Source organism: Pseudomonas sp. 18175 (genome assembly GCF_050432925.1).
Taxonomy (GTDB): domain Bacteria; phylum Pseudomonadota; class Gammaproteobacteria; order Pseudomonadales; family Pseudomonadaceae; genus Aquipseudomonas.
This window is the reverse complement of sequence record NZ_JBKFTO010000001.1, coordinates 523,978-549,639: the sequence shown is the minus strand read 5'-3', so window position 1 is coordinate 549,639 and position 25,662 is coordinate 523,978. Positions and strand designations below refer to the sequence as shown.

The 25,662-nt window shown below is 60.2% G+C and carries 26 protein-coding genes; 19 read left to right on the top strand and 7 right to left on the bottom strand.

Going from position 1 to position 25,662, the window contains the following annotated elements; genetic code table 11:
• Positions 1–13 precede the first annotated feature (13 nt).
• Both ACLD1Y_RS02530 and ACLD1Y_RS02525 read left to right on the top strand, forming a co-directional pair.
• Entirely contained in the window at positions 14–1,054 is a 1,041-nt protein-coding gene (locus tag ACLD1Y_RS02530) for a threonine aldolase family protein (protein ID WP_207046252.1), read from the top strand.
• A gap of 176 nt (positions 1,055–1,230) precedes the next feature.
• Positions 1,231–1,428, top strand: a complete 198-nt coding sequence (locus tag ACLD1Y_RS02525; protein WP_429475143.1) for a hypothetical protein — start codon at positions 1,231–1,233, stop codon at positions 1,426–1,428.
• A 55-nt stretch (positions 1,429–1,483) separates the two neighbouring features.
• On the opposite strand, the gene gbcB is transcribed toward ACLD1Y_RS02525, so the two are convergent.
• Positions 1,484–2,584, bottom strand: a complete 1,101-nt coding sequence (gene gbcB / locus ACLD1Y_RS02520; RefSeq protein ID WP_124527192.1) for a glycine-betaine demethylase subunit GbcB — start codon at positions 2,582–2,584, stop codon at positions 1,484–1,486.
• 282 nt (positions 2,585–2,866) lie between these two features.
• Between gbcB and gbcA the strand changes: the two genes are divergently transcribed.
• The 14 genes from gbcA to ACLD1Y_RS02450 all read left to right on the top strand — a co-directional run bounded on the left by gbcA (position 2,867) and on the right by ACLD1Y_RS02450 (position 16,140).
• A complete protein-coding gene (gene gbcA / locus ACLD1Y_RS02515; protein ID WP_429475141.1) occupies positions 2,867–4,162 on the top strand; it encodes a glycine-betaine demethylase subunit GbcA in 1,296 nt (431 codons plus the stop codon).
• Positions 4,163–5,033: 871 nt separating this feature from the next.
• A complete protein-coding gene (locus tag ACLD1Y_RS02510; RefSeq protein WP_429475374.1) occupies positions 5,034–5,528 on the top strand; it encodes a prepilin-type N-terminal cleavage/methylation domain-containing protein in 495 nt (164 codons plus the stop codon).
• Positions 5,503–5,883, top strand: a complete 381-nt coding sequence (locus ACLD1Y_RS02505) for a type II secretion system protein (protein ID WP_429475139.1) — start codon at positions 5,503–5,505, stop codon at positions 5,881–5,883. Before ACLD1Y_RS02510 ends, ACLD1Y_RS02505 begins: the two co-directional genes overlap by 26 nt.
• The gene (locus ACLD1Y_RS02500; protein WP_429475137.1) at positions 5,870–6,385 is read left to right on the top strand and encodes a type II secretion system protein; all 516 of its coding nucleotides are present in this window, start codon (positions 5,870–5,872) and stop codon (positions 6,383–6,385) included. The genes ACLD1Y_RS02505 and ACLD1Y_RS02500 overlap by 14 nt, the downstream gene beginning before the upstream one ends.
• A gap of 65 nt (positions 6,386–6,450) precedes the next feature.
• On the top strand, positions 6,451–7,980 hold the full coding sequence (locus tag ACLD1Y_RS02495) for a lytic polysaccharide monooxygenase (protein ID WP_429475135.1): 1,530 nt from the start codon (positions 6,451–6,453) through the stop codon (positions 7,978–7,980).
• A 206-nt stretch (positions 7,981–8,186) separates the two neighbouring features.
• Positions 8,187–8,618, top strand: a complete 432-nt coding sequence (gspG, locus tag ACLD1Y_RS02490; protein WP_429475133.1) for a type II secretion system major pseudopilin GspG — start codon at positions 8,187–8,189, stop codon at positions 8,616–8,618.
• Between the two features lies 1 nt (position 8,619).
• Positions 8,620–9,084 carry a transglycosylase SLT domain-containing protein gene (locus tag ACLD1Y_RS02485; protein WP_429475131.1) on the top strand — a complete coding sequence of 155 codons (465 nt, stop codon included), beginning with the start codon at positions 8,620–8,622 and terminating at the stop codon, positions 9,082–9,084.
• Positions 9,081–10,265 carry a type II secretion system F family protein gene (locus ACLD1Y_RS02480; RefSeq protein WP_429475130.1) on the top strand — a complete coding sequence of 395 codons (1,185 nt, stop codon included), beginning with the start codon at positions 9,081–9,083 and terminating at the stop codon, positions 10,263–10,265. Before ACLD1Y_RS02485 ends, ACLD1Y_RS02480 begins: the two co-directional genes overlap by 4 nt.
• 4 nt (positions 10,266–10,269) lie before the next feature.
• Positions 10,270–11,907, top strand: a complete 1,638-nt coding sequence (locus tag ACLD1Y_RS02475; RefSeq protein ID WP_429475128.1) for a GspE/PulE family protein — start codon at positions 10,270–10,272, stop codon at positions 11,905–11,907.
• Complete coding sequence (locus ACLD1Y_RS02470) at positions 11,888–12,613, top strand: hypothetical protein (protein ID WP_429475126.1); 726 nt, start codon at positions 11,888–11,890, stop codon at positions 12,611–12,613. The genes ACLD1Y_RS02475 and ACLD1Y_RS02470 overlap by 20 nt, the downstream gene beginning before the upstream one ends.
• Entirely contained in the window at positions 12,610–13,152 is a 543-nt protein-coding gene (locus tag ACLD1Y_RS02465; RefSeq protein WP_429475124.1) for a hypothetical protein, read from the top strand. The genes ACLD1Y_RS02470 and ACLD1Y_RS02465 overlap by 4 nt, the downstream gene beginning before the upstream one ends.
• Positions 13,153–13,159: 7 nt before the next feature.
• Complete coding sequence (locus ACLD1Y_RS02460) at positions 13,160–13,696, top strand: hypothetical protein (protein ID WP_429475122.1); 537 nt, start codon at positions 13,160–13,162, stop codon at positions 13,694–13,696.
• Complete coding sequence (locus ACLD1Y_RS02455; RefSeq protein ID WP_429475120.1) at positions 13,693–14,178, top strand: hypothetical protein; 486 nt, start codon at positions 13,693–13,695, stop codon at positions 14,176–14,178. The genes ACLD1Y_RS02460 and ACLD1Y_RS02455 overlap by 4 nt, the downstream gene beginning before the upstream one ends.
• 18 nt (positions 14,179–14,196) lie before the next feature.
• Positions 14,197–16,140 carry a secretin N-terminal domain-containing protein gene (locus tag ACLD1Y_RS02450; protein WP_429475118.1) on the top strand — a complete coding sequence of 648 codons (1,944 nt, stop codon included), beginning with the start codon at positions 14,197–14,199 and terminating at the stop codon, positions 16,138–16,140.
• 120 nt (positions 16,141–16,260) lie between these two features.
• On the opposite strand, the gene ACLD1Y_RS02445 is transcribed toward ACLD1Y_RS02450, so the two are convergent.
• The 6 genes from ACLD1Y_RS02445 to ACLD1Y_RS02420 all read right to left on the bottom strand — a co-directional run bounded on the left by ACLD1Y_RS02445 (position 16,261) and on the right by ACLD1Y_RS02420 (position 24,018).
• Positions 16,261–17,031: an electron transfer flavoprotein subunit beta gene (locus ACLD1Y_RS02445; protein ID WP_429475116.1), complete on the bottom strand. Its 771-nt coding sequence runs from the start codon at positions 17,029–17,031 to the stop codon at positions 16,261–16,263.
• Positions 17,032–17,041: 10 nt separating this feature from the next.
• Positions 17,042–18,262: an electron transfer flavoprotein subunit alpha/FixB family protein gene (locus ACLD1Y_RS02440; protein WP_429475114.1), complete on the bottom strand. Its 1,221-nt coding sequence runs from the start codon at positions 18,260–18,262 to the stop codon at positions 17,042–17,044.
• Positions 18,262–20,205, bottom strand: a complete 1,944-nt coding sequence (gene dgcB / locus ACLD1Y_RS02435) for a dimethylglycine demethylation protein DgcB (RefSeq protein WP_429475112.1) — start codon at positions 20,203–20,205, stop codon at positions 18,262–18,264. Before dgcB ends, ACLD1Y_RS02440 begins: the two co-directional genes overlap by 1 nt.
• Positions 20,206–20,378: 173 nt before the next feature.
• The gene (gene dgcA, locus ACLD1Y_RS02430) at positions 20,379–22,439 is read right to left on the bottom strand and encodes a dimethylglycine demethylation protein DgcA (RefSeq protein WP_135288976.1); all 2,061 of its coding nucleotides are present in this window, start codon (positions 22,437–22,439) and stop codon (positions 20,379–20,381) included.
• A 15-nt stretch (positions 22,440–22,454) separates the two neighbouring features.
• Entirely contained in the window at positions 22,455–22,985 is a 531-nt protein-coding gene (locus ACLD1Y_RS02425; protein WP_429475110.1) for a DUF5943 domain-containing protein, read from the bottom strand.
• 55 nt (positions 22,986–23,040) lie between these two features.
• Positions 23,041–24,018, bottom strand: a complete 978-nt coding sequence (locus ACLD1Y_RS02420) for a dipeptidase (RefSeq protein ID WP_053258385.1) — start codon at positions 24,016–24,018, stop codon at positions 23,041–23,043.
• Positions 24,019–24,237: 219 nt separating this feature from the next.
• Here ACLD1Y_RS02420 and ACLD1Y_RS02415 point away from each other — a divergent pair, with 219 nt between their 5' ends.
• The 3 genes from ACLD1Y_RS02415 to ACLD1Y_RS02405 are packed head-to-tail and all read left to right on the top strand — an operon-like array spanning position 24,238 to position 25,604.
• Positions 24,238–24,639 carry a lysozyme inhibitor LprI family protein gene (locus tag ACLD1Y_RS02415; RefSeq protein ID WP_429475108.1) on the top strand — a complete coding sequence of 134 codons (402 nt, stop codon included), beginning with the start codon at positions 24,238–24,240 and terminating at the stop codon, positions 24,637–24,639.
• Between the two features lie 38 nt (positions 24,640–24,677).
• A complete protein-coding gene (locus tag ACLD1Y_RS02410; RefSeq protein WP_429475106.1) occupies positions 24,678–25,160 on the top strand; it encodes a hypothetical protein in 483 nt (160 codons plus the stop codon).
• A 27-nt stretch (positions 25,161–25,187) separates the two neighbouring features.
• Positions 25,188–25,604 carry a DUF3010 family protein gene (locus tag ACLD1Y_RS02405; protein ID WP_429475104.1) on the top strand — a complete coding sequence of 139 codons (417 nt, stop codon included), beginning with the start codon at positions 25,188–25,190 and terminating at the stop codon, positions 25,602–25,604.
• The last annotated feature ends 58 nt before the right edge of the window (positions 25,605–25,662 follow it).

Here is a 25,662-nt window from a genome sequence, read left to right as displayed (position 1 = left end):
ACAGGACAGGGCCATGACCGACAAGAGCCAACAATTTGCCAGTGACAACTATTCCGGCATCTGCCCGGAAGCCTGGGCCGCCATGGAACAAGCCAATCAGGGCCATCAACGCGCCTACGGCGATGATGAATGGACCCACCGCGCCGCCGACGGTTTCCGCAACTTGTTCGAAACCGACTGCGAAGTGTTCTTCGCCTTCAACGGCACCGCGGCCAACTCCCTGGCGCTGTCATCCTTGTGCCAGAGCTACCATAGCGTGATTTGCTCGGAAACCGCCCACGTTGAAACCGACGAATGCGGCGCGCCGGAATTTTTTTCCAACGGCTCCAAGCTGCTCACCGCCCGCACCGAAAACGGCAAGCTGACCCCAGAGTCGATCCGCGAGATCGCCCTCAAGCGCCAGGACATCCACTACCCCAAACCCCGCGTGGTCACCCTGACCCAAGCCACCGAAGTCGGCAGCGTGTACACCCCGGACGAAATCCGCGCCATCAGCGCCACCTGTAAAGAGCTAGGCCTGAACCTGCACATGGACGGCGCGCGCTTCTCCAACGCCTGCGCCTTCCTCGGCTGCTCACCGGCCGACCTGACCTGGAAAGCCGGTGTAGACGTGTTGTGTTTTGGCGGCACCAAAAACGGCATGGCCGTGGGTGAAGCGATCCTGTTCTTCAACCATAAGCTGGCCGAAGACTTCGACTACCGCTGCAAACAGGCGGGCCAACTGGCGTCGAAAATGCGCTTCCTGTCCGCGCCATGGGTGGGCCTGCTGGAAAACGACGCCTGGCTCAAACATGCGCGCCACGCCAACCACTGCGCGCAACTGCTGAGCAGCCTGGTGGCGGATATTCCTGGCGTGGAGTTGATGTTCCCGGTGCAGGCCAACGGCGTGTTCCTGCAACTCTCGGAACCGGCCATCGCAGCGCTGACGGCCAAGGGCTGGCGTTTCTACACCTTTATCGGCAAAGGTGGCGCGCGGTTTATGTGTGCGTGGGATACCGAGGAAGAACGTGTAAGAGAGTTGGCGGCGGATATTCGGAAAGTAATGGGAGCCTGAAACGACGGGGCTTTCAGCCCGATTCCAGAGACTGTTTGTACGTATTTCTGACAGTATCTATCTACCCCCTGCCTTGGATAGGATCTCGTCACCCCGAACAAACGGACGCGTTACTTCGGGGCTGACTGCCTGCCGAACATTCGGCTGGAAATGGACATCCTATAGAGGGCAACACCATGGAAATTCAGCGCTACACAACAGATGCTCAGCTGCAAGACACCACTAACGCCACCCTCATCAGCCTGGACGACCTCCGGAAGCTGGCGAACGTCGGTGATACCATTATCGAGCCTTCAAGGCACTTTACTGTCACCGGGAAAGAGTTCGAAATGACAGCATCAGGCGCATACATCATTAACCTGTTTGTGCGTTAAGCACTGATTGTGGGAGGGGTCCTACCCCCTCCCACAACTAGATCGGTGGCATTAGTCAGAACTCGATACGCACATCGCCCTTCGGCACGCTGCAGCACGACAAGATGTAACCCTCGGCCTCGTCCTCCTCGGTAATCCCGCCGTTGTGCTCCATTTCCACTTCGCCCCCTAGCTTCATCACCTTGCACGTCCCACAGATCCCCATGCCGCAGGCTTTCGGGATCAACAGGCCAAGCTTGGCCGCCGCCGCATGCACGGTTTCGCCTGGGGCCACGCGGATGCTTTTGCCCGAGGCAATAAATTCCACCTGGTGCAGGTCCGCCAAATCCACTTCCGGCGCATCCGCCGCTTGTTCGGCTTGTTCCACCGCATCGGCGCGGGCTTCCGGCGGCGTGGCACCGAAGGACTCCTCGTGATAGCGCGCCATATCAAAGCCGGCCACTTCCAGCAGGCGCTTCACCGCGTTCATATACGGCGTAGGGCCGCAGCAGAACACTTCGCGCTCAAGGAAGTCGGGCACCATCAGTTCGAGCATCTTGTGGTTTAAGTAGCCGCGATACCCGGCCCACGGCTCGCCCAGACCGTGTTTCTCACAGATCAGGTGCAGGCTGAAATTGTCGATCCGCGACGCCATGTGCTCCAGCTCACGGTGGTAGATGATGTCTTTGGGCGAGCGGGCGCTGTGGATAAACGTCATGTCGACGTTGGCGTTGGTGTCGTAGAACCAGCGCGCCATGGACATCACCGGAGTGATCCCCACCCCGCCACTGAGGTACAGCACTTTCGGGCTCGGGAAGTCGATGGCATTGAACAACCCCACCGGCCCGTGTACCGCCAGCTCCTGGCCTTCATGCAAGGTGTCGTGCAACCAGTTGGAGACCTTGCCGCCCGGCACGCGCTTGATGGTCACCGAGAAGCTGTAGGGCACCGACGGCGAGCTGGAAATGGTGTAGGACCGCATGATCGGCTGCCCTTCGATTTCCAGCTCCAGGGTGACGAACTGCCCTGGCTTGAAAAAGAACAGAATTGGCTGGTCGGCCATAAAACAGAAGGTGCGTACGTCCCAGGTTTCCTGGATGACTTTGACGCACCGGACGATGTGCCGACCATTGGCCCAGGTCTGGGTGGTTACCGGATTCAGGAAATTATTAGACATGTTGTTCTCCACCGCCGATGTCGGCCTTATGGTGGCGATTCTGCGTAACGCCGGATTCGCCCATTTACCTATCTGCGACATTCACATACTTATCGCGACCAGCCCCCAACGACCGGGGGTTGCGCGTCGGGAACAGATTGGGCCATGTCGCCCATGGATAAGGTTCGGCGCATCGGCGGCCCCACACTCGCAGCCAACAACAACGCATTCTTTACGCCTTGCATTGCACTAACCGTAGCCACTATTCGCCGGCCACACAGAATGGCCATGAGGACACACACGATGGACGTCACCGCAACCTTAAGCTTGGGCGATCCGCTGGAACCCGCACGCAAGGCCACCGCGCAAATGCTGCAAGAGCGCGAGCGCACCTTCTCGCTGCCACAGCCGTTTTACTCTGATGAGCGGCTGTTCGATATCGACATGCAGGAGATCTTTCAGAAAGAGTGGTTGATCGCCGGCATGACCTGCGAAATTCCTACCAAGGGCAACTACCTGACCCTGCAAGTGGGCAAGAACCCGATCATCGTGATCCGTGGCGCCGACGGCGTGGTGCATGCGTTCCACAACGTGTGCCGCCACCGTGGTTCGCGCTTGTGCACCAGCGACAAGGGCAAGGTCGCCAAACTCGTCTGCCACTACCACCAGTGGACCTACGAGCTGGACGGCCGCCTGCTGTTCGCCGGCACCGAGATGGGTGCCGACTTCGACATGAAGCAATATGGCTTGAAGCCCGTGAACGTGAAAACCGCCGGCGGCTATATCTTTATCAGCCTGGCCGAGAACCCGCCGGCCATCGATGACTTCCTGTCGACACTGAGCCATTACATGGAACCGTACGACATGGAGAACACCAAGGTGGCGATCCAGACCACCTTGTTCGAAAAAGCCAACTGGAAGCTGGTGCTGGAAAACAACCGCGAGTGCTACCACTGCAACGCGTCGCACCCCGAGTTGCTGAAAACCCTGCTGGAATGGGACGACGTCACCGACCCACGCGCCGACCAGGCGTTCAAGGACCACGTCGCCGCCTCCGCTGCCGCGTGGGACGCCGAGAAGATCCCCTACGCCCACGCCAGCTTCGGCCTGCGTAACCGCATCGTGCGCATGCCACTGCTCAAGGGCACTGTGTCGATGACCCTGGATGGCAAACAAGGCTGCGCCAAACTGATGGGCCGCATCCAGAACCCGGACCTGGGCTCGATGCGCATCCTGCACCTGCCCCACTCGTGGAACCACTGCATGGGCGATCACATCATTGTGTTCACCGTGTGGCCGATCAGCGCCCAGGAAACCATGGTCACCACCAAGTGGATCGTGCACAAGGACGCGGTCGAAGGCGTGGACTACGACGTGGAGCGCATGCGCCAGGTGTGGGACGCCACCAACGACCAGGACCGTCGCCTGGCTGAGGAGAACCAGCGCGGTATCAACTCCACCGCCTACCAGCCTGGCCCGTATTCCAAGACGTACGAGTTCGGCGTGGTGAACTTCGTGGATTGGTACAGCGAGCGCATGCTCAGCAACCTGGGTGCAGCGCCGGCGCCCTACCTCAAAGGTGTTGCCGTACACGAATAAAACATGTGGGAGCGGGCTTGCTGTGGCGAGGGAGCTTGCTCCCGCTGACTGCGTAGCAGTCTCCGGCTTTTTGGGGGCGCTTCGCACCCCAGCGGGAGCAAGCTCCCTCGCCACAAGAGCCCGCATACATTTGGCCGCCTAGCGTTCGAAATTTGATCAACTGCCTTGCAGCCCTGTAACTACCTGGCCTCCAGCCTTTACCCAACAACTTATCCACAAAGCCACCCACAGCAATTGTGGGCAACTGTGCTTGCCCGTGGAAATTAACCGAAGAAAATCCGTGACTTATTCAACTTCACGGTTTCAACCCACACCTGATCAATTATTAACCACATCTCTGCACACCATGTTTTACGTAGCTTGTAGCGGTACGCAAACACCTTATCCACAGAACCGCCAACAGAGATTGGGTGTAACTTCCAAAGTGCTGTGGAAAACCCGACCAAACCGTCATAAACCGGGGGTATGCAGGTTTTGATTCTCATCTGGCGCCAATTTGATCACTTTTTGATCTAAAGCCTGTAAACCACTGTTTATATGGTCTACAGCCGATAGCAAACATCTTATCCACAGAAGCGCCAACAGACTTTGGGGGCAACTCCGGCTCGCGTAACGTGCTTATCCACACAAAAACCTTCGTAAAAACCGTAACTTAGTCTGGTCATTTTTCGTACAACGGCCTGTAACCCTTTATTCACATGGCCTGCAGGCAGCCACGAACACCTTATCCACAGCTACGCTCACAGCCATTGTGGGTAACAGCGGCAACTGTACAAAAAACATCCAGCATCTACACTCTCCCTTGCAGTTCATTTCACAAGCCTGGGTTAATGCGGAAGTCCTTGGCAGGACAACAGGAGACACCACGGTGATAGGGCAGGGTAAACCCCGCCATCACTGCGCCACAGGTTTTACGCTGATTGAATTGCTACTGACGCTGGCCCTGCTGGCCACGCTCGCGACAGTGGCTTATCCGCTGACGGCATTGATGGGTAAACGCGACCGGGAACTGGACTTGCAACGTTCGTTGCGGGAGATACGGCGCGCGATTGATTCCTACAAAGAAGCTTCCGACGACGGCCGCATTGAAAAGAGCGTCAGCGCCAGTGGTTACCCCCCCAGCCTGCAAGTATTGGTTGAAGGCGTCACGGATAAAACCAACCTGCAAGGCAACAAACTCTATTTCCTACGCCGCATTCCCCGCGACCCCGTGTGCGAGTGCCCCGACCGTGCGCCCGAACAAACCTGGCAACTGCGCAGCTACAAAAGCACCGCCGACAACCCACAAGAGGGAGAAGATGTATTCGACGTTTCATCCCGCAGCACCCGGGAGAGTTTGAATGGAACGTTATACAGCCAGTGGTAATCAGGGGTTCACCCTGATCGAACTGCTGGTGGTGATGGCCATCATCGCCACCCTCATGACCCTGGTGACCCCCCAGTATTTCCGCCAGCACGCCAAGGCCCAGGAAACCGTGCTGCGCCATAACCTGTCCTCCATCCGCCAGGCGCTGGACCAGTACCGCGAAGACCACGGCGCCAACCCCGACTCCCTGCAAGCCCTGGTGGATAAACGCTACCTGCGCGAGGTGCCCAAAGACCCGGTCACAGGCAGCCGCGACACCTGGCAACTGCAACCCTCGGACGAACAAGGCCTGGGCGACGTTCGCAGCGGCGCGCCTGGCAGCGCCAAGGACGGGAGCGCCTATGCCGACTGGTAAACAGCGCCAACACGGCTCGGTGTTCATGGGCATGTTGGTGACGGTGGCCGTAGTGGCCGTGATGTTGATGGAAGTGGGCACGCTGTGGTCCAGCGTGTTGCAGCGCGAGCGGGAGTTGGAGTTGTTGGCGCGGGGCAATGAGATACGTCGGGCGATTGGGCTGTATTACCGCGAGGGCAATACCTTTCCCAAGTCCCTTGAAGACCTGGTGCTCGACCGCCGCCAACCGACGATCAAGCGCTACCTGCGCCGCGCCTACGCCGATCCCCTGACCGGCACCGCCGAGTGGGGTGTGGTTGAAGGACCGGGAGAAACCATCATGGGCGTGTTCAGCAAGGCCAAGGGCACACCGTTCAAACAAGGCAACTTTATAGCCGCCAATCAAAGTTTTACAGGGCAAGGTAGTTATCAAGGGTGGGTGTTTCTGTATGGCTCTGTACAGAGTAATCCTGCAACCCGCACCGCTCCCATGGGAGATCAGCTGACCAATGATGGTAATTGAATAAATCACACTGATCGTTCCAGCAGTTCGGAACTTGTTTATCTGAATTGAAGGTGGACTAGAGCATGAATAAGTACAGAAAAAACATTATTAAGTGGACGTTGGCGGCGTTATGCCTGGCGCCAGTTCTAAGCTGGGCACATGGTGCGCTGGACACTCCGCAGACACGTGCTATGAACTGCCAGGTTACTGGCGGATTCTGGCCATCAACGGATGGGTCCGCCATTGTGGATAGAGGCTGTAGAGAATCATCCACCGCGACCTTCAATACGCCTGCTGAATGGGCATTTCCCGCACAACAATGGAACGAAGTTGCACACATTCCGCATATTAATAACCCTACGATCGCACAGATCCAGAACATCATCAAAGATGGCCAGATATGCGCAGTGAATGACCCGAGAAAAGCCAGTTTGGATTATCCAACGCCTTGGTGGACAAAGACCGTTGTTCAGCCTGGGCAACCATTGACTATGCGTCTTATTGGGACTGCGCCACACGTACCGAGCACTTTTTACCCGTTTGTTACGCGTACGGGTTTTAACAGCGCCACGGATGTTTTGAAATGGAGTGATTTGATCCCTTTGGGGCAGCCTGAAAACCTCACGGTGGCGAGTACAAACTGGCAAAAACCACCCGTTATTTCCGGAGCCTCGGGGTTTTTCTTGATCACACGTCCTATACCAAGCAACGCCTCGGGCGGTGGTCTGATTGTGGGAGTCTGGGTTCGAGATGACCCCGATGGCGAATTCTTCATTTCTTGTTCAGATGTAGCGTTTCTGGGGGGAGGTGTGCCTGATCCACTGACCGATATTGGCGCGTTCATCAATGCAGATATGCAAGTCGCCAAACCTGGTGACAAAGTGCATTTTCGGATATTCGGGAGCGACTCGTCGAAGAAGGAGTTGGTCGATATCACCCAGTTGCTCAATAGCTCCAATATGGGGCCGGGCCAGTGGGGCGAACAAATAGCTGTTCAAGTCGATCCTTCTGTTGCGAAGATCGGTGAGCTCAATGGTTCGGCAGTCAAATTTAACCCTACGGATGCTCTAATCAATAAGGTTTACGTGACTAACCCTAGTTACACACAGGCCATGTCGATCATCCCGGGGGATGGACAAACGCCGGTCAAACCTGATGCTCCTATCGCGCGGATAAGCGGACCCACCTCACTGAAGTCGGGAGAAGCCTTTACGTTTAGTGGCACAGGGTCGACAGGCAGCAATAAACCACTGGTCTACCAATGGGCAATCCCTGGGTTGGAAGGCTCGCAAAGCGGTAGCACTGCCAGCGGCAAAGCCTACAATGTCGTGGCTCCAAGCGTTTTCACAGCAGAGCTTATTGTTCGTGATCAGCAAAATGGCAAAACTGCTACAGCGAGTTCTAAATTCACTGTTACGCCAGGCACTGGCGGTGGGAACCATCCGCCCTATGTGGAAGGTACCGACTATAAGGACGGCGATATCGTGAGCAACAACGGTAAAAACTATAAGTGTAAAAGTTGGCCTGTCACTGCATGGTGTGCAGGAGCTGCCAGCTATTTTGAGCCTGGCGAGGGTACGAACTGGACAATGGCTTGGGACGAAGTTCAATGACCGGCCAGCGTGCTAACGCATATTCAGTTATTGGATAAGCGCTAGCGCCAAACGTTATAGGGCGCCTCACGGCGCCTTATATCGGGCAACGCTACAGTTGAATATGTATTGGTTCTAACGCAGTCCTACCGGCGGTGCCCGTCTAAACAGCGGGCCGGGAGAGTTATTCACAACCGCCTTACCTTGGCCTCCCACAGGGTATTTCCATGCGCACACTCTCATTTATCCACAGCCCCAAGCGCGGTTTCACGCTGTTGGAGCTGCTGGTCGTCCTACTCATCATCGCCCTCCTCGCCGGCTACGTCGGCCCCAAGATGTTCGACCGCCTGGAGTTGGCCAAAGTCCAAACCGCCCAGGGCCAGATGAAGTCACTGGCGGATGCCTTGAACCAGTACCGCCTGGACACTGGCAACTACCCCGATGAAGCCCTCGGCCTGAACGCACTGACCACACGCCCCGCCAACGCCAGCAATTGGCAGGGGCCTTATTTAAAGGCGTTGCCGCCCGACCCGTGGGGCAACCCGTATCTGTTCAAGAACCCCGGCACCCCGCCCAACGATGCAGAAATCATCTCGTTGGGGCGCGACGGCAAGGCCGGTGGCGAGAACACCTACGCCGATATCGTGTACGGCCTGTGACATGCGCACGCTGGCGCTTGCCCTGATTGTGCTGTGCCTCTCGGGCACGGCCCAGGCCAACTGCTGGCAATTGGCGGCCACCCGTTATCACGTCGATCCGCTGTTGCTGTACGCCATCGCGAAGGTCGAATCCAACCTCAACCCCCGTGCACGCAATATCAACGGCGACGGCAGCCAAGACATCGGCCTGATGCAGATCAACAGCCGCCACTTGCCCGCCCTCGCACAGTTTGGCATCACCGAGCAACACCTGATCACCCAGCCCTGCACCAGCGTGATGGTCGGTGCGTGGATCCTGGCTGGGTTTATTCAAGAAAAGGGCTACGGCTGGCAAGCCGTCGGCGCCTATAACGCGGGCGTAAGAGCGGATCGCGAAGCGCGCCGTACACGTTATGCCCTGGCGGTGTGGCGCTACTACGGCGAGCTGGTGCAACAACGCCAGCAACTGGCGAGGCAAACACCATGATCGACGTTGACGCCCGCATCATCCGCGATGGGCATTTGCACACCCTGCGCGTGCAAGCCATCGACCTGGCCCAGGCCCGCCGCCAGTTGCAAGCCGACGGCGCGCAGGTTGTTTCCCTCAAGACGCGGCGCCAGCTCAAGTTGCCCAGCCGCCGCGCCAAATTCGCCCTGGGCCTGTTTATCCAGGAACTGGTGGTGCTGCTGGACGCCGGCCTGGTACTGGTGGAGGCCGTGGAAACCCTGCGCGACAAAGCCCCGCCCGGCATCAACCGCCAGGTGATGAGCGACTTGCTGGCCTCAATGTACGAGGGCAACTCCCTGTCCAAGGCCATGCAACTCAAGCCCCAGACCTTCCCGTCGCTGTTGATCGCCACTGTGGCGTCCTCCGAACACAGCGGCCAATTGGCCGTGGCCCTGCGCCGTTATCACCATTTCGAAGCTCACTTGGAGACCGTGAAAAAACGCGTCAGCGGCGCGCTGATGTACCCCTTGGTGGTGTTGAGCGTAGGGGCGTTGATCCTAGTGTTCCTGTTGTTTTTCGTGATCCCGCGCTTTGCCTCGGTGTTCGATGCGGTGGCCGATCTGCCCGCCACCGCGCGCTTCATGGTGTGGTGGGGCGCGTTGGTGGACACCCGGGGGATGGAGTTGCTGATCGGCCTGCTGCTGGCGATTGTCGCCCTGGTGCTGTTGTTGCGCAGCGCCGCCTTCAAGCGCCGCGCCGCCAACCTGTTCTGGAAGATCCCCAGCCTGGGCGCCCAGCGCACGTTGTTTATCCTCGCGCGGTTTTATCGCACCGCCGGGATGTTGCTGATGGGCGGCATGCCCGTGGTCACGGCCGTGGAGTTGTCCGGCGCGTTACTGCCGCCAGAGCGTCAGGGCGACTTGCGCCAGGCCATGACCGAGATTCAGGCCGGCCAGCCACTGTCCACTTCCCTGGCCCGCCACCAACTGACCACTGCCGTCGCCGAACGCCTGTTGCGGGTGGGCGAACAAAGCGGCGAATTGGCGTCGATGTGCGAACGCATCGCGCAGTTTCACGACGAGGCGCTGGAGCGCGCCATCGAGTTGTTCAGCAAAGTCTTCGAGCCCCTGCTGATGCTGGTGGTGGGCGGTTTGATCGGCCTGATTGTGTTCATGCTGTACATGCCGATTTTTGAACTGGCCGGGTCCATCCAGGGGTAGCGCCATGAGCGAACTGACACGGCAATGGCAGACACTGGCGCAGCAGCGCGGACTGCCCCTGGCCAATTACCTACTGGAAGTGTTGAACAAGGCGCCGGAGCAACTGACGACCATCGCCGCCCCCCTGGGTTTGCTCGCCATTGACCCCGCTCACCTGGCCGAGCATTGGCGTTTTGACTTGCTGTCACTGCCCCAGGCGCTGGTGCACAACGTGCTGCCACTGGACTACCAGGGCCACCCCTGCCTGGTGCTGGGGGAGCCCTTTACCCTCACCAACCGCTACTGGATTCAGTCCACCCCCGGCCTGCGCGCCCTGCCATTGGCCATGAGCCTGCCGGGCGCGGTCATGGCCCAGCTGAAACTGGCCGAAGCCAGCCAGCGGGTGATGCAACCCTTCGGCGAAGACGACGAAAACGCCCGCGTCGGCCAGGCCGCCCAAGAGATCTCCCTGAGCAGCATCGCCCGCGACGACAATCCGGTGGTGCGGCTGGTCAATTCCATGCTGTTCGATGCGCTGCAAAGCCGCGCCAGTGATATCCATGTGGAAACCACACCCGTGGGCCTGGTGATCAAGTACCGCATCGACGGCGTGTTGCAGCAGATGGGCCAGGCCAGCGGGTTGGATCAGGCCGAGCAGGCGCTGTCGCGGATCAAGGTGCTGTCGGAGCTGGATATCGGCGAGCGCCGCGTGCCCCAGGACGGGCGTTTCAAGATGAAAATCCAGGGCCGCGAAGTGGATTTTCGCGTGTCGATCATGCCCAGCATTCATGGCGAAGATGCCGTGCTGCGCATCCTCGACAAGTCGCAACGGGGCGAATCGCTAAGCCTGGAAAACCTCGGCCTGGCCGCCGACACCATCGCGCGCATCCGCAGGCTGGCCAGCGAACCCTACGGCATGTTGCTGGTCACCGGGCCCACCGGCAGCGGCAAATCCACCACGCTGTACGCAGCCTTGTCGGAGACCAATACCGGCGAGAAAAAAATCATCACCATCGAAGACCCCGTGGAGTACGAACTGCCCGGCGTGTTGCAGATCCCGGTGAACGACAAGAAGGGCCTGACCTTCGCCCGTGGTCTGCGCTCGATCCTGCGACACGACCCGGACACGATTCTGGTGGGGGAAATCCGCGATGGCGAAACCGCTGGCATCGCCGTGCAGGCCGCGCTTACCGGGCACTTGGTGATGTCCTCGGTGCACGCCAACAGTGCGTTCAGTGTGCTGGAACGCTTTACCTACATGGGCGTGGACCCGCCAAGTTTTGTCGAAGCCCTCAATGGGGTGGTCGCCCAACGCCTGGTGCGGCGCATTTGCCCGGACTGCGGCATGGACGCCAAGCCCGACCCGGAAATCGTGCGGCTCGCTCAACTGCCCGCTGCCCAGCTCAAACACGGCCACTACCGTGTCGGTAAAGGCTGTGAGGCCTGCCGTCACACGGGGTATCGCGGCCGATTGGCCTTGGCGGAGGTGCTGACCGTCACCGACAGCATCAAGGAAGGCCTGCTCAACCGCAGCTCGGCGTCCACCTTGCGTGAACTGGCGCGTGCAGCGGGCCATGTGTTTATCCGCGATATCGCCCTGGCCCATGCGGCCCAGGGCGACACCACACTCAAGGAGATCCACCGTGTCATTTCCCTTTATTGAGCATGTGGTGTGGCTGCACAGCACAGGCGCCGCCTGGGCTGCTCGCCAGCGCTGGCGTGGCGCGGCGGTCTGGCATGGGCAGCAGAACGGCGAGCCGCTGGGTGCCTGTGCACACATCTTGGAGCAGGCGCCCCGTGGCCGTGTGCGCTTCCTCGACCGGGCCACGGTGTTGCTGGGTTTCCCTCATGTGCACTACCTGATGTTGCCGTGGCAGCCCGGCCTCATCAGCCCTTCCGACTGGCAAGGCTTTGCCCAAGCGTCGTTCGAACACCAGGCCGGTTTCGATCCTGAAGGGTGGCAGGTGCAGATCGCCAGCGGCGGGTTCGGTTACGACCGCCTGGCTGTGGCGGTCTCGCGGGAATTGCTGCACGACCTGCGCGAGCTGTTCAAGCTGCATCGCCTGCCACTGATAACCTGCACACCGTTGCTGACCGCCGTGGCGCAGCAATACTGGCGAAAATTGCCCGACGACTGCGTGCTGGCGGTGTCCGAATCCGAAAGCCTCAGTTGCCTCTATCGGCAACACGGCGCCCTCCATCAAGTGTGCGTGCTGCCCACCCAACCCGGCAGTGACTTGAGCGACAACCTGTTCACCGCCGACCTGCTGGCGCAGGAGCACGCGCCCACCACGTTGGTGGTTGCCAACCGCCCCACGCAATCCCGACTTGGGCCACTGCACCCTTGGCTGGAGGAATTGCACGAATGAAGCCCATCTGGCAGCAACTGCGCGCACCCCGTGCGCCCGGGGTCGACTTCCAGCACGCCAGCGCCACTCATCGACCGCTGGTGGTGGCGCTATGGGCGATCGCCGTGGGCCTGATATTCATCACCTGGCAACACTGGCAACGCATGGAGCATCAACAACGCCAGACCGATGAACTTGAGGCGCAATTTATTCAACTGACACGCCGCCAGGAGCAATTGATCCAGGCCGCCATCCGCCTCTCGCCCCGGCAAAAACAACAGCTGGCGGCGCTCACCGGGCAATCGGCAACGCCCTTTGCGTTGATGGACGCCGTCGCCCAAGCCTGGTCCAAAGACATCGCGTTGACGCGAGTAGAGGTCAATACCCAGACCCAACTGTTGCACCTGGATCTAGAGGCCAAGGTACTGGGCGATGCGTTCCGTTTTGTCGAACGGCTCAACGCTCAGCCGGGGGTGCATGTCAACCTGCAACAAAGCGCCCTCAAGACCAACGACCCGCACCACCCGACGCAGGTCAAACTTGTCGTTGGCGCGGGGTAAGCCGACCATGGATGCCCTCACCCGCCACCTGCCGCGCCTGCGCTGGTACCTGATGCAATGGCAGCAAAGCCTGGGCTTCTGGGGCCTGCTGGCACTGGCGATGATGGGGGCTGCGCTGGTGATTGAAATCAGCGTGATTCACCCGGCAGGCGTTGCCGACCAACAGCGGCGCCAGGAGCTGCAGGCCGGTATCGCCGAGCAGCCCCAAGAGGTGCAGGTTACCGAACCGGCAGTGGTCGAAAAAATGCCCAGCGCCGAGGATTTCGCCCCGCGCCTGGAGCGGCTGCTAAGCATCATCTCCCAACGTGGCTTCGTCATTGAACAAACCACCCTGGCCTACTCCGCACCCGCCGACACCGGCCTGCAACGCCTGGACGTGGAAATCCCCCTGGTCGGGCCCTACCACCTGTTGCGCGAGGTGCTTGTAGACATCGCGCAACAGCCGGCCGTGCGCATCGAAAGCCTCACGCTCGAACGCAAGGAAATCACCAGCGGCCTGCTGAATATCAACCTCAAACTGAGCGTGCTGGGGGTGGTGGAATGAAGCTGCCACTGTACCTGCGCATCCTGTTGCTGCTCACGCTGATCGGCTGCGGCTGGCTGTTCTGGCAGGACACGCCGGACAGCCCCGCCAGCGCGCCCACGGCGGTCATCGCCAAACCCGCCGAACGTGCGCCAGTCACAACACCCGAGCCTCAACCTGGCTCAGTCATTGACCTGTTCCCCGCGCAAACCTGGGCAGCGCCACCGCCGCCCACTGCGGTGGACAACTCGCCGCCCAAACCACCGCCGCTGCCCTTCACCGTCAGCGCGCAATGGCGCTACGAGAACCAATCGAAAATCGTCGTACTGCGCGGCAATAATACCCAATACACCCTGTGCAACCGCTGCTCGGTGCCGGGGCGCATCGTGCCGGGCAAGATGCTCGACGCTCACTATCGCCTGGACAAACTCACCGACACCGCCGTGGTGCTGACCTACATGCCGCTCAAGCATGTCAGCACCCTGCGCCTGGACACTCACTGACCGGGGAAGGACACGCTCATGCCGATTCGTACAAGAATGTCCTTGAACCTGATGCTGGCGTTGCTCAGTGCATGCCAGACCCAAAATGCAATCAAGCACAGCGATGAACTACGCCAGCAAGGCGACATTGTGCGCTCGGTGGAGGTGCTGCAAGCCGAAGCCAAGAAAGCCCCCGACGATATCCAGTTGCGCACCGCCAATTTCAGCAAATTGGAATTGTTGGTGGCCCAATACAGCCGCGAGGCCAGCGCAGCGTTGATGCGCAATGACGACGCCGCCGCCATCCGCGCCCTGGAAACCATCCTCAAGTACGACCCCAGCAACCTCGGTGCACGCCAGGAAATCCAGAGTATCCAGGCGATGAAACAATTGCGCCCGCAACTGGCGCGGGCCTATGAAATGAAGCGCGATAACCCGGTGGAAGCGCTTAACCTGGTGCGTCAGATCATCGCGCAAAAGCCCAACTACCGAGAGGCCCTGGATTTTCGCAATGCGCTGACCCGCGAACTGGTGAGCGCTGATTACCTCAGCGCCGACCTGTCCGACGCCATGCGTAAACCCTTGAGCCTTGAGTTCAGCTCCCAGAGCCTGAGTACGATTTTCGAGACCATTGCCCGCCTGTCCGGCGTCAATTTTGTCATCGACAAAGACGTCAACCCCAGCGCCGCCGCCAGCATGACCGCCAGCCGCACCACTGCCGAAGACGCACTGAACCTGCTGCTGACCACCCAGGGCCTGGACAAGAAAATCCTCAACCGCAACACGATTTTGATTTACCCCAAGCGCCCCGACAAAGAGCGCGAATACCGCGAATTGGCAGTGCGCACCTTCTACCTCAGCCACGGTGACGCAAAAATCGTCGCGGCCGAGATCAAGCAGGTACTCAAGCCCAAGGAAGTGCTGGTGGACGAACGCTTGAATGCGGTGATCGTGCGCGACGGGCTCGATACGTTGAGCGCTGTGGAAAAAATGGTCGAGGCCATTGATATCGCCCAGGCCGAAGTGACCATCGCCATTCAAGTGCTGGAGGTCTTCAAGACCGACGAGCAAAACCTGGGCATCGACTACCCGGACGCCATTGGTTTGTCAGTGGGCAACCTGGCCAATGTGCCAGCCGGGCTGGCGGGAGTGCCCCTCAGCGCACTCCGGGGCTTGAACGGTGACAACATACTGCTGGACACCGGCAGCACCTCGGCACGCATCAATATGCTGCAACGCAGCGGCAATACAGTGACCTTGGCCAACCCGCGGGTGCGAGTGCGCAACCGTGAAGAGGCCATGGTCAACATCGGCGACAAAATCCCGGTTGTCACAACGACCACCGCCAACCAGGTCACCACGTCGTCGGTGTCCTACCAGGATGTGGGCTTGCAGATCAGGCTAAAACCCACCATCAGCCTCAGCGATGAAGTGCAATTGGAAGTGGATGTGGAAATGAGCCATATCACCAAGCGAATTCCTCCCTCGGACAACGTACCGGCCACCTTTGAACTGGGTTCGCGCGCCACCAAAACTTTACTCACGGCACGCAACAATGAAACCCAGATTGTCTCGGGCCTGATCCGCACCGCTGATACCGAAGAAGGCTCTGGCCTGCCGTGGCTGAGCCAGATTCCATGGATCGGAAAAAAGCTGTTCGGCACCAGCATCAATACCCAGCAAAAGACCGAGATCATCCTGTTGCTGACACCCAGGATCGAACGCAACCTGGACCTGCCGATCTCGCAGATCAGTACCTTTCACAGCGGCACCGAGGCGCGCAGTTCAACCGAGGGGATGATCCTGCGTGATACCACCGAAAAAATGATCCTCAAGCCCACCGGAGGCGACCCGACGCCGCCGATACCGCCGCCGATGCAACAGCCGGATGCCAACTGGAAAGCGCTCCCGCCGCCGTTGCCGGATTTGGTACCCAAGCCTGCGCCCGTACAGGCACCCGCACCAGCACCCCAGGCACAATGAGGACCCAATGTGGGAGCGGGCTTGCTCGCGAAGGCGGTGTGTCAGTCAAACCATTCATTGACTGATCCACCGCCTTCGCGAGCAAGCCCGCTCCCACACTTGATCTTCAGCGTTTTCGGATTAGCGCACGACGCCCTCTTCGACCAACAACTTGAGAATCGCCTGGGCGCCTTCTTCCGGGCTCACGCCCTTGAGCACCTGCCCACCGCCCCCACTGGCCTTGGCCGTGGCCGCTTTCATCCGATCCGCGCCGCTCTTGGCCTTGATCACCTTGAGCCGCTTGGGCCGGGGCTTGGCCGGTTGCAGCACGGCGCCGGTGAACAACTCATCCTCTTGAACCTCAACCTCATGGGCCGCCAATTCACCGCGCTGCGCCGGGCCGTAGGCACTTTGCCGTGGCTTGGGCGCGGCGTTGTCCACCGTGGCCAAAAACGGCAAGCGCACCTTCAACCGCCGCCGCTGCCCACGGGGCAACGCTTGCAGTACGTGGGCCACACCGCCGTCGATGGACTCCACCTGCGCCAGCCCCACAATCAGCGGCCAGCCCAATTGCTCGGCGAGCAAGAACGGCAGCATGCCCGAGCCTTCACCGGTTTCCGCCTGGCTGCCAGTCAGCACCACTTGGGCCCCAGCATCGCGCAGATAGTCACTGAGCACTGGCAAGGCATCGCTGCCCGCTGGCTGTTCCAGCACATGCAGTTGCGGCAAGCCCATGCCCAAGTAACTGCGCAAGGTCGGTTCATTGATGTTGCCGGCGTGCAGCACCTGCAATTTATCCCCCGCCAGTTGCAAACCCAGCTCCACTGCGCGGGCGTCTTGCTCGGCGCGGCGCGGGCGGCCGGAGGTGGGGTGGGCGCCGATGGACACCAGGCTGATGACATTCGTGGTCATGCTCATATCCTCAGGCCGCATCGCGCTTGGCACCGTTGCGGTAGGTCTCAACCGCTGCGACCAAGGCTTGCAGAATCGCGGCGCTTTCGCCGATTACCGACAGGTCGGCACGCTTGATCATGTCGCAGCCAGGGTCGAGGTTGATCGCCACCACCTTGTCGCAGGCACCGATGCCTTGCAGGTGCTGGATCGCCCCGGAAATCCCCACGGCCACGTAGACGCGCGCGGTCACCCAGGTGCCGCTGGCGCCGACTTGGCGATCACGGGCCATAAAGCCGTCGTCCACCGCCACCCGCGAGGCGCCTTCGGTAGCGCCCAGCGCAGCGGCGGTCTGGTGGAACAGCGCCCAGTCCTTCACGCCGTTGCCGCCGGAGAAAATGAACTCCGCTTCGGCCATGGGAATGGCGCCCGGGTCTACCGCTACCGCGCCGAGATCCTCGATACGCGGCAAGCTGCGCGCCAGGGTTGTGGATAACTCCACGGGCAAGACTTCGTGGCGGGTTTCGCTAACCGGTTCGGCGCATTCCACGGCGGCGAGGATCAGGCGTGGCAACGGGCGGGCCAAGTCTTCCTGGCCCGCGCCAGCACGGCCGATGCACTCTTCGCCCTTGATCTGCCACACCCGAGTCGCCGGGCGTTCCTTGAGGCTGGCGGCAAAGCGCCGACCCAATTCGCCGCCACCGCTGCGGCTGTCCGGCAGCAGCCAGTGGCGTGGGTTGAATTGGTTATCCACAGCCCGCAGGCCCTGGACGCGTTGCTCCGGTGAATAGCCGTCGAACTCGTGGCCGTCCAGCACCAGCAGGCGGTCGACGCCAGCGGTGGCAAACGCGCTTTCCTTATGTTCGCCAAACACCACCGCCAATACCGCGCCGTCGCTGCCCGCGAGTTGGCGAGCAAGGCCGAGCAAATCGCGGTCGTGGCTGCTCAAGCGGCCGCCGACCATGTCTGGCACCACGTTGATGTAGAACGCAGGCGCTGGCACCTGATGCAGCGGCAATTGCACTTCCACTGCAGCCGTGCGCTTGGCGGCGCCACCCTGCTGGGCGCCGCTGCGGTCAATACGTTTGATGCCATTGGGGCCGATAAAACCGACGCCGTGCACGTTCTTGCGGATGACGCCGTTGGGCCCCATCCAGCTGTGTTGCGCCGGTTGCATAGCCGCATGCAGCGGGTGCAGACGGTTACGGGCGATCCATTCGGCCCGAGGGTCGCGGCGGATAATGTCGCTCATCAATGCACCTCCGCAGGTTCACGCTTTATTGGGGCTATGGCTGGCGCAGCGTCTTCCAGTAAGGCGTCGGCTACCAGCTCAGCGATGTCCTTGATCAGCGGGCGCGGCTCAACCACACCTTCGAGCATCGCCGTGCACTGTGGACAACCCACTGCCACCAACTCGGCACCGGTTTCGCGGATGTCGTCCATACGCATATCCGGGATCCGTTGCTTGCCGGGAATGTCGGTGATCGGCGCCCCGCCGCCGCCGCCGCAGCAGCGTGAACGGAAGCCCGAGCGTTGCATCTCCTTGACCTCAATGCCCAGCGCCCGCAGCACTTGGCGCGGCGCCTCGTATTCGCCGTTGTAGCGCCCCAGGTAGCACGGGTCGTGATAGGTCACGCTGTTGCCCTTGTGCTGGCCCAGGTTCAGCGCGCCGTCGCCGATCAACTCGGCCATGAAGGTGCTGTGGTGCTGCACGAGGTAGTTGCCGTTAAAGGCGCCGTATTCGTTTTTCAGCACATGGAAGCTGTGGGGGTCGCAGGTGACGATGCTTTTGAAGCAATACTTTTCCAGGGTCTGGATATTGCGCCTCGCCAACAGTTGGAAAGTCGCTTCATCCCCCAAGCGGCGGGCCACGTCACCGCTGTCGCGTTCTTCCAGGCCGAGCACGGCAAAGTCCACCTTGGCGGCCTTGAGCACTTTGACGAACGCCCGCAGAGTGCGTTGGTTACGCATGTCGAAGGCACCGTCGCCGACCCAGAACAGCACGTCGCAGCTGCCCTTTTCGCTGAGCAATGGCAGGTTCAAATCCGCCGCCCAGTTCAAACGACCGCCCGGGGCGAAGCCGCCGGGGTTGTCGGTGGCGATCAGGTTTTCCAGGACTTCAGCGCCCTTGTTCGGGGTGGCGCCTTTTTCCAGGGTGAGGTGACGGCGCATATCGACGATGGCATCGACGTGCTCGATCATCATCGGGCACTCTTCCACACAGGCGCGGCAGGTGGTGCAGGACCACAGGGTTTCGGCGTCCACCAGGCCATTGACGATCGGTTGATGGGGATTGCCGCTGTGCTCGCCCACCGGTTTGCCTGGATACGGGCTACCGGCGAACTTGGCATCGGTGCCGCCGGCCAGCCCGACCACCATGTCCTGGATCAGCTTTTTCGGGTTCAGCGGCTGGCCGGCGGCGAACGCTGGGCACGCGGCCTCGCACTTGCCGCACTGCACGCAGGCGTCAAAGCCGAGCAGTTGGTTCCAGGTGAAATCCTTAGGCTTCTCCACACCCAGGGGCGCGGTTTTATCGCTCAGGTCCAGCGGCTTCAAACCGGTGGAACGGCCACCACCAAAGCGCTCGGCGCGGCGGTGCCAGGCCAGGTGCAGGGCACCGGCGAAGGCGTGTTTCATCGGGCCGCCCCAGGTCATGCCGAAGAACATCTCGGACACGCCCCACAGCACGCCCACGCTTAACAACGCAGCGAGTAACCAGCCGCCGAAGTCCGCCGGCAGAATCCCGGCCACTGGCAAGGTCACCAGGAAGAAACTCACCGAGAACGCCATCAGGCTTTTCGGCAGGCGCATCCACGGGCCTTTGGACAGCCGCGCCGGCGGGTTGCGACGGCGCAGGTAGACGAAGGTGGCGCCGACAAACATCAGCACCGAGGCCAGCAGCAAGGCATAGCCAAGGATGCGGCTTTGCAGGCCGAAGCCGTGGACCAGGATGGCGAGCAATGCCGACAGCACAAAGCCCAGCGCAGTGGCCACGTGGGTGTTGGCGATGTATTTGTCGCGGGCGACTACGTGGTGCAAGTCGACCATGTAGCGCTTGGGCATGGCCAACAGGCCGCCGAGCAGGTCGACTTTGGAGGCGCGGCCACGGCGCCACATGTTTAAGCGGCGCAGGGCGCCGAGGACGGCAAGGCCCAGGGCGGCGAACAATAAAATGGGAAGCAGGGTGTTCAACATGGTGAAGCTCCCAAAGACCACAGAGGTCTACTGTGAAACTGGCCCTAAATGTGGGAGCGGGCTTGCTCGCGAATGCGGTGTGTCAGCTGACGCATCCGGTGGCTGATTCACCGCATTCGCGAGCAAGCCCGCTCCCACATTTTTGACCGAGTACACATTGGTTCAAGGCTGGGTCAGAAATCCTTGCACAAGCGCAGGGCGTCATAGATCGCAGCGTGGGTATTGCGCTGCGCCACGCAGTCGCCGATGCGGAACAGCAAGTAGCCATCCCCCGCCTCGCTCAAGCACGGTTGCGGCTTGATCGCGAACAGCGCTTCGACGTCGATCTGGCCCTTGTTGCGCGACCCTTCCTTGAGCCCGTAGTAGATGGCTTCGTCAGGACGCACGCCGTTCTCGACGACCACCTGGTCCACCACCCGCTCCTCTTTGGCGCCGGTGTATTCGTTCTCCAGCACTGCCACCAGCTTGTCGCCTTCGCGGTAGACCTTTTCCAGCATCATGTCGCCGGTCATGATCACTTCTTTCGGGTACATGCTGCGGTAGTAGGTCGGGAACGACGTACCGCCGATGGCCACGCCGGGCTTGATGTCGTCGGTGACGATCTCCACCTGGCTGCCTTTGTCCGCGAGGAAATCCGCCACCGACATACCGGTGAATTCGCAGATGGTGTCGTACACCAGCACGTTCTTGCCCGGCGCCACCTTGCCGTCGAGCACGTCCCAGCTGCTGACCACCAGGCCTTCAGCCGCGCCCCAGTGTTCGTTTTGCTCGATGAACGGATGCCCGCCCACCGCCAGCACGACTACGTCCGGACGCAGGTCGAGGATGGTGTCGGCATCAGCGGCCACGCCCAGGCGCAGGTCGACTTTCAGGCGCGCCAGTTCCAGTTGGAACCAGCGGGTGATGCCGGCGATCTGGTCGCGTTGCGGGGCTTTGGAAGCGGTGGTGATTTGCCCGCCGATAAATTCTTTCTTCTCGAACAGGGTCACATCGTGGCCACGTTCGGCGGCCACCCGTGCGGCTTCCATCCCGGCAGGGCCGGCACCCACCACCACGACTTTGCGTTTAGGCCCGGTGGATTTTTCGATGATGTGCGGCACGCCCATGTATTCACGGGAGGTGGCGGCGTTCTGGATGCACAGCACGTCGAGCCCTTGGTACTGGCGGTCGATGCAGTAGTTGGCGCCCACGCACTGCTTGATCTGGTCGATCTGGCCCATCTTGATCTTGGCGATCAGGTGCGGGTCGGCGATGTGTGCACGGGTCATGCCGACCATGTCCACATAGCCGCCTTCGAGAATGCGTGTGGCCTGGTTCGGGTCCTTGATGTTCTGCGCGTGCAGCACCGGAACCTTGACCACTTCCTTGATGCCCGCCGCCAGGTGCAGGAACGGCTCCGGCGGGTAGCTCATGTTGGGGATCACGTTGGCCAGGGTGTTGTGGGTGTCGCAACCCGAGCCCACTACGCCGATGAAGTCCAGCATGCCGGTGTCGTCGTAATACTTGGCGATCTGCTTCATGTCCTCGTGGGACAAGCCGTCCGGGTGGAACTCGTCACCACACAGGCGCATGCCCACGCAGAAGTCGTCGCCGACCTCGGCGCGCACGGCCTTGAGCACTTCCAGGCCGAACTTCATGCGGCCTTCAAAGGTGCCGCCCCATTCGTCGGTACGCTTGTTGACCCGCGGGCTCCAGAACTGGTCGATCATGTGCTGGTGCACCGCTGACAGTTCCACACCGTCCAGGCCACCGGCCTTGGCACGCCGTGCGGCCTGGGCGTAGTTACCGATCACGCGCCAGATTTCTTCCGGTTCGATGGTCTTGCAAGTGGCACGGTGCACCGGCTCACGCACACCCGACGGCGACATCAGGGTCGGCCAGTTAAAACCGTCCCAACGCGAGCGACGGCCCATGTGGGTAATCTGGATCATGATCTTGGCGCCATGCTTGTGCATGGCGTCGGCCAGGTTCTGGAAGTGCGGGATGATGCGGTCGGTGGAGAGGTTCACCGAACTCCACCATTCCTGCGGGCTGTCGATGGCCACCACCGAGGAGCCGCCGCAGATTGCCAGGCCGATACCGCCCTTGGCTTTCTCTTCGTAATACTGAACGTAGCGCTCAGTGGTCATCCCGCCGTCGGTGGCATACACCTCGGCGTGGGCGGTACTGAGCACGCGGTTGCGGATGGTCAGTTTGCCGATCTGGATCGGCGCAAACATTGCTTCGAAAGCCATGGCACGGTCCTCGGCTTACAACGGCTTGACGGTGAACAGGCCGTCATCGTGGCCCTCTTCGGAGCCTCCGTAGACTTGTTCGGCGACGGTGCGAATGTGGCTGCCACGCGCTTGCAGAATCTGGTCCATGGCGCCGGCAAACCAGCCGGTGAACATGTAGTCCACTTTGCGCCCGACCTTGCCGTACACGTACACAAACGCCGAGTGTTCCAGCTTGACGCTGCAGGTGCCTTTGTCGAGGTCGATGTCCTGGATCTTGAACAGGCCCCAGCCGCGTTGCGACAGGCGTTTCATGTAGTGCTCGAACACGGCGACGCCTTCCAGGCCGTGGCATTCAGCTTCTTTTTCACACCAGTGCCAGGCGGATTTGTAGCCAGCCTTGTAGAGGATCTCGGCGTAGGCGTCGGCGCCCAATACTTCTTCGATACCGATGTGGTTGTTGACGAAGAAATGGCGCGGCACGTACAGCATCGGCAGGGCATCGGAGGTCCATACGCCGGTTTCGCTGTCGACTTCGATGGGTAATTGCGGGGCGATCTTGGCCATGGAAACTTAACTCCAGAAAATTTGTTGTAGTGATAGTCCGCAGTGATGCGGTGGCTTATTCGCCCCAGACGTCCTTGAGGACGTTGACCCAGTTCTCGCCCATGATCTTGCGCACCACACGTTCGCTGTGGCCGCGCTTGAGCAGGGTCTCGGTAAGGTTGGGGAACTCGCCCACGGTGCGGATGCCCAGTGGGTTGATGATCTTGCCGAAGCTGGTCAGGCGACGGGCGTAGCCCTTGTCATGGGTCAGCATTTCGAAGAAATCCTGGCCATGGCCCTGGGTGAAGTCGGTGCCGATGCCGATGGCGTCTTCACCGACGATGTTCATGGTGTATTCGATGGCTTCGGCGTAGTCGTCGATGGTCGAATCAATGCCCTTGGCCAGGAACGGCGCGAACATGGTCACGCCGACAAAGCCGCCGTGGTCGGCAATGAACTTGAGTTCTTCGTCAGACTTGTTGCGCGGGTGCTCTTTAAGCCCGGAGGGCAGGCAGTGGGAGTAGCACACCGGCTTTTTCGATTCGAGAATGACTTCTTCGCTGGTCTTGGAACCGACGTGGGACAGGTCGCACATGATGCCGACACGGTTCATCTCGGCGACGATCTCGCGGCCAAAACCCGACAGGCCGCCATCGCGCTCATAGCAACCGGTGCCCACCAGGTTCTGGGTGTTGTAGCACATCTGCACCACCCCCACGCCGAGCTGCTTGAAGATCTCGACGTAGCCCAGTTGGTCTTCGAACGCATGGGCGTTCTGGAAGCCGAAGATGATGCCGGTCTTGCCTTGTTCTTTGGCTTTGCGGATATCAGCGGTGGTTTTGACCGGGATCACCAGGTCGCTGTTTTCACGGATCAGGGTCTGGCTGGCCACGATGTTATTGATGGTGGCCTGGAACCCTTCCCACACCGACACGGTGCAGTTGGCGGCGGTGAGGCCACCTTTGCGCATGTCCTCGAACAGGTCGCGGTTCCACTTGGCAATAATCAGCCCGTCGATAACGATGCTGTCGGCGTGCAATTCGGCTGGGCTCATCAGGCGTCCCCTTATTGGCGATTCATGCGCCGAATCGTCTGCCGGCGCTTTGGGGCCAGCATATGCCCAGGGGCAACCCGAGCCGGGTGCAAAAACGACAGGGGAATTGCCGAAAGCGTCAATCCACGACAAAGGCTGTTAAGACAGCTCTGACTGGCGGCTGTTCTTTGTCCTACTCTTGGGCCAGAATTCCCGCATCACCTGATATGAGACGGCGCAATGAAATCGATTTTCCTGGCTTTGGCACTCATCGCAACCACCGCCCATGCGGCCGAAGACACCGACAGCACGCCCTGCGATGGCATCGAAAACGACAAGCAAACCCTGGAATGCGCCACCTACAACAAAACCACGGCTGAACAACTGCTCAAAGATAACTACCAGGGCCTGTTGGAACGCATGGCTTCCACCTACGGCAGCGACAAAACCAAACTGGCGGACATTACCGCTCGTCTGAAGGATGCCCAGCAAAAGTGGGAGAAATTGCGTGATGCCGATTGCGCGGTAGACACCTTCCCGGCGGTGACCGGCACCAAGGCCTACGCGATTGCGGTGAATGATTGTTTGGCACGGATGAGTGATGAGCGCTCGGAGTTTTTGGAGTCGATTGGGCAGGAATAACCCGGTCGAGCAACTTGATCCACTGAAAAGGAAGTCACATGTACTACGCACGCGAAGCGGAACGGGATTTCCTGTTCACGCGCGCTGTTCTGCTGTTTCTGTTCACGTTGATACTGGCGCTGATGCTGTCGCTGTCCGTCAGCCGGGGCACTCCCTACGGGCTGATCAAGGCGGCTCCCGTAGAAACGGTGGGGCAGATCACCCAACTGGAAAACGTTGGCCCGCGCCATTCGAGCACCAACGTCTATTACACGTTCAGCCATGAAGGCCAACGTGAAGACGGCATGGTCAATAACAGCTTCTACGTCGAAGACCCTGGCTACGAAGTGGGAGACCCGGTGCCCGTGGTTTATTCAAAATGGTTTCCAACGGTGCATAACATCAAGGCCAACTTTCATGCGAGTTCGCCCAATTTCTACATCATGATCGTCAGCACTGGCCTGATACTTTTATTCTGGGGGATGATCACCTGGACCGTGTACCGCATCTATCAGCACAAAGCCGAAGATCGCTACTACTGACACCCTTTTATTCCCATAGGCTTGAACATGACTATCTGCGGCATCGAAATCAAAGGCAGCGAAGCCATCATCGCCGTCGCCTCCCTGGACAACCAGGCGCTGACCCACGTCGCCCTGGCCACCAAGAAAATCGCCCTGGAAGACGACGATGAAGCGGCCAACGTCAAAGCCTTCGCCGCGCAGGTGAAGGCGTTTGTGCAGGCCAACGGCATCGAGCGTATCGCCATCAAGAAGCGCAGCAAGAAGGGTGAGTTTGCCGGTGGGCCGACCACGTTCAAGATTGAGGGGGTGTTTCAGCTGCTTGAGGGTGTGGAGGTAACGCTACTGTCACCGCAGACCATTAATGCGCAGAACAAGAAGCACAACTTTGAGCTGCCAGCGACGTTGAACAAGTATCAGCATGAAGCCTACAAAGCGGCATGCTCGGCACTGCTGAAAAAATAAGCCACACCGAGTATCCAGTGTGGGAGCTGGCTTGCCTGCGATAGCGGTGTATCAGATG

Excerpts from the sequence above, each read along its gene's own strand:
- ACLD1Y_RS02530 (WP_207046252.1), top strand. The coding sequence starts at position 14 with ATGACCGACAAGAGCCAACAATTTGCCAGTGACAACTATTCCGGCATC.
- ACLD1Y_RS02420 (WP_053258385.1), bottom strand. The coding sequence starts at position 24,018 with ATGAGCCCAGCCGAATTGCACGCCGACAGCATCGTTATCGACGGGCTG.
- ACLD1Y_RS02480 (WP_429475130.1), top strand. The coding sequence starts at position 9,081 with ATGATCGACGTTGACGCCCGCATCATCCGCGATGGGCATTTGCACACC.
- ACLD1Y_RS02405 (WP_429475104.1), top strand. The coding sequence starts at position 25,188 with ATGACTATCTGCGGCATCGAAATCAAAGGCAGCGAAGCCATCATCGCC.
- ACLD1Y_RS02475 (WP_429475128.1), top strand. The coding sequence starts at position 10,270 with ATGAGCGAACTGACACGGCAATGGCAGACACTGGCGCAGCAGCGCGGA.
- dgcA (WP_135288976.1), bottom strand. The coding sequence starts at position 22,439 with ATGGCTTTCGAAGCAATGTTTGCGCCGATCCAGATCGGCAAACTGACC.
- ACLD1Y_RS02465 (WP_429475124.1), top strand. The coding sequence starts at position 12,610 with ATGAAGCCCATCTGGCAGCAACTGCGCGCACCCCGTGCGCCCGGGGTC.
- ACLD1Y_RS02425 (WP_429475110.1), bottom strand. The coding sequence starts at position 22,985 with ATGGCCAAGATCGCCCCGCAATTACCCATCGAAGTCGACAGCGAAACC.
- ACLD1Y_RS02410 (WP_429475106.1), top strand. The coding sequence starts at position 24,678 with ATGTACTACGCACGCGAAGCGGAACGGGATTTCCTGTTCACGCGCGCT.
- ACLD1Y_RS02450 (WP_429475118.1), top strand. The coding sequence starts at position 14,197 with ATGCCGATTCGTACAAGAATGTCCTTGAACCTGATGCTGGCGTTGCTC.
- ACLD1Y_RS02455 (WP_429475120.1), top strand. The coding sequence starts at position 13,693 with ATGAAGCTGCCACTGTACCTGCGCATCCTGTTGCTGCTCACGCTGATC.
- ACLD1Y_RS02445 (WP_429475116.1), bottom strand. The coding sequence starts at position 17,031 with ATGACCACGAATGTCATCAGCCTGGTGTCCATCGGCGCCCACCCCACC.
- ACLD1Y_RS02415 (WP_429475108.1), top strand. The coding sequence starts at position 24,238 with ATGAAATCGATTTTCCTGGCTTTGGCACTCATCGCAACCACCGCCCAT.
- ACLD1Y_RS02505 (WP_429475139.1), top strand. The coding sequence starts at position 5,503 with ATGGAACGTTATACAGCCAGTGGTAATCAGGGGTTCACCCTGATCGAA.
- gbcB (WP_124527192.1), bottom strand. The coding sequence starts at position 2,584 with ATGTCTAATAATTTCCTGAATCCGGTAACCACCCAGACCTGGGCCAAT.
- gbcA (WP_429475141.1), top strand. The coding sequence starts at position 2,867 with ATGGACGTCACCGCAACCTTAAGCTTGGGCGATCCGCTGGAACCCGCA.
- ACLD1Y_RS02440 (WP_429475114.1), bottom strand. The coding sequence starts at position 18,262 with ATGAGCGACATTATCCGCCGCGACCCTCGGGCCGAATGGATCGCCCGT.
- dgcB (WP_429475112.1), bottom strand. The coding sequence starts at position 20,205 with ATGTTGAACACCCTGCTTCCCATTTTATTGTTCGCCGCCCTGGGCCTT.
- ACLD1Y_RS02500 (WP_429475137.1), top strand. The coding sequence starts at position 5,870 with ATGCCGACTGGTAAACAGCGCCAACACGGCTCGGTGTTCATGGGCATG.
- ACLD1Y_RS02460 (WP_429475122.1), top strand. The coding sequence starts at position 13,160 with ATGGATGCCCTCACCCGCCACCTGCCGCGCCTGCGCTGGTACCTGATG.
- ACLD1Y_RS02485 (WP_429475131.1), top strand. The coding sequence starts at position 8,620 with ATGCGCACGCTGGCGCTTGCCCTGATTGTGCTGTGCCTCTCGGGCACG.
- gspG (WP_429475133.1), top strand. The coding sequence starts at position 8,187 with ATGCGCACACTCTCATTTATCCACAGCCCCAAGCGCGGTTTCACGCTG.
- ACLD1Y_RS02525 (WP_429475143.1), top strand. The coding sequence starts at position 1,231 with ATGGAAATTCAGCGCTACACAACAGATGCTCAGCTGCAAGACACCACT.
- ACLD1Y_RS02495 (WP_429475135.1), top strand. The coding sequence starts at position 6,451 with ATGAATAAGTACAGAAAAAACATTATTAAGTGGACGTTGGCGGCGTTA.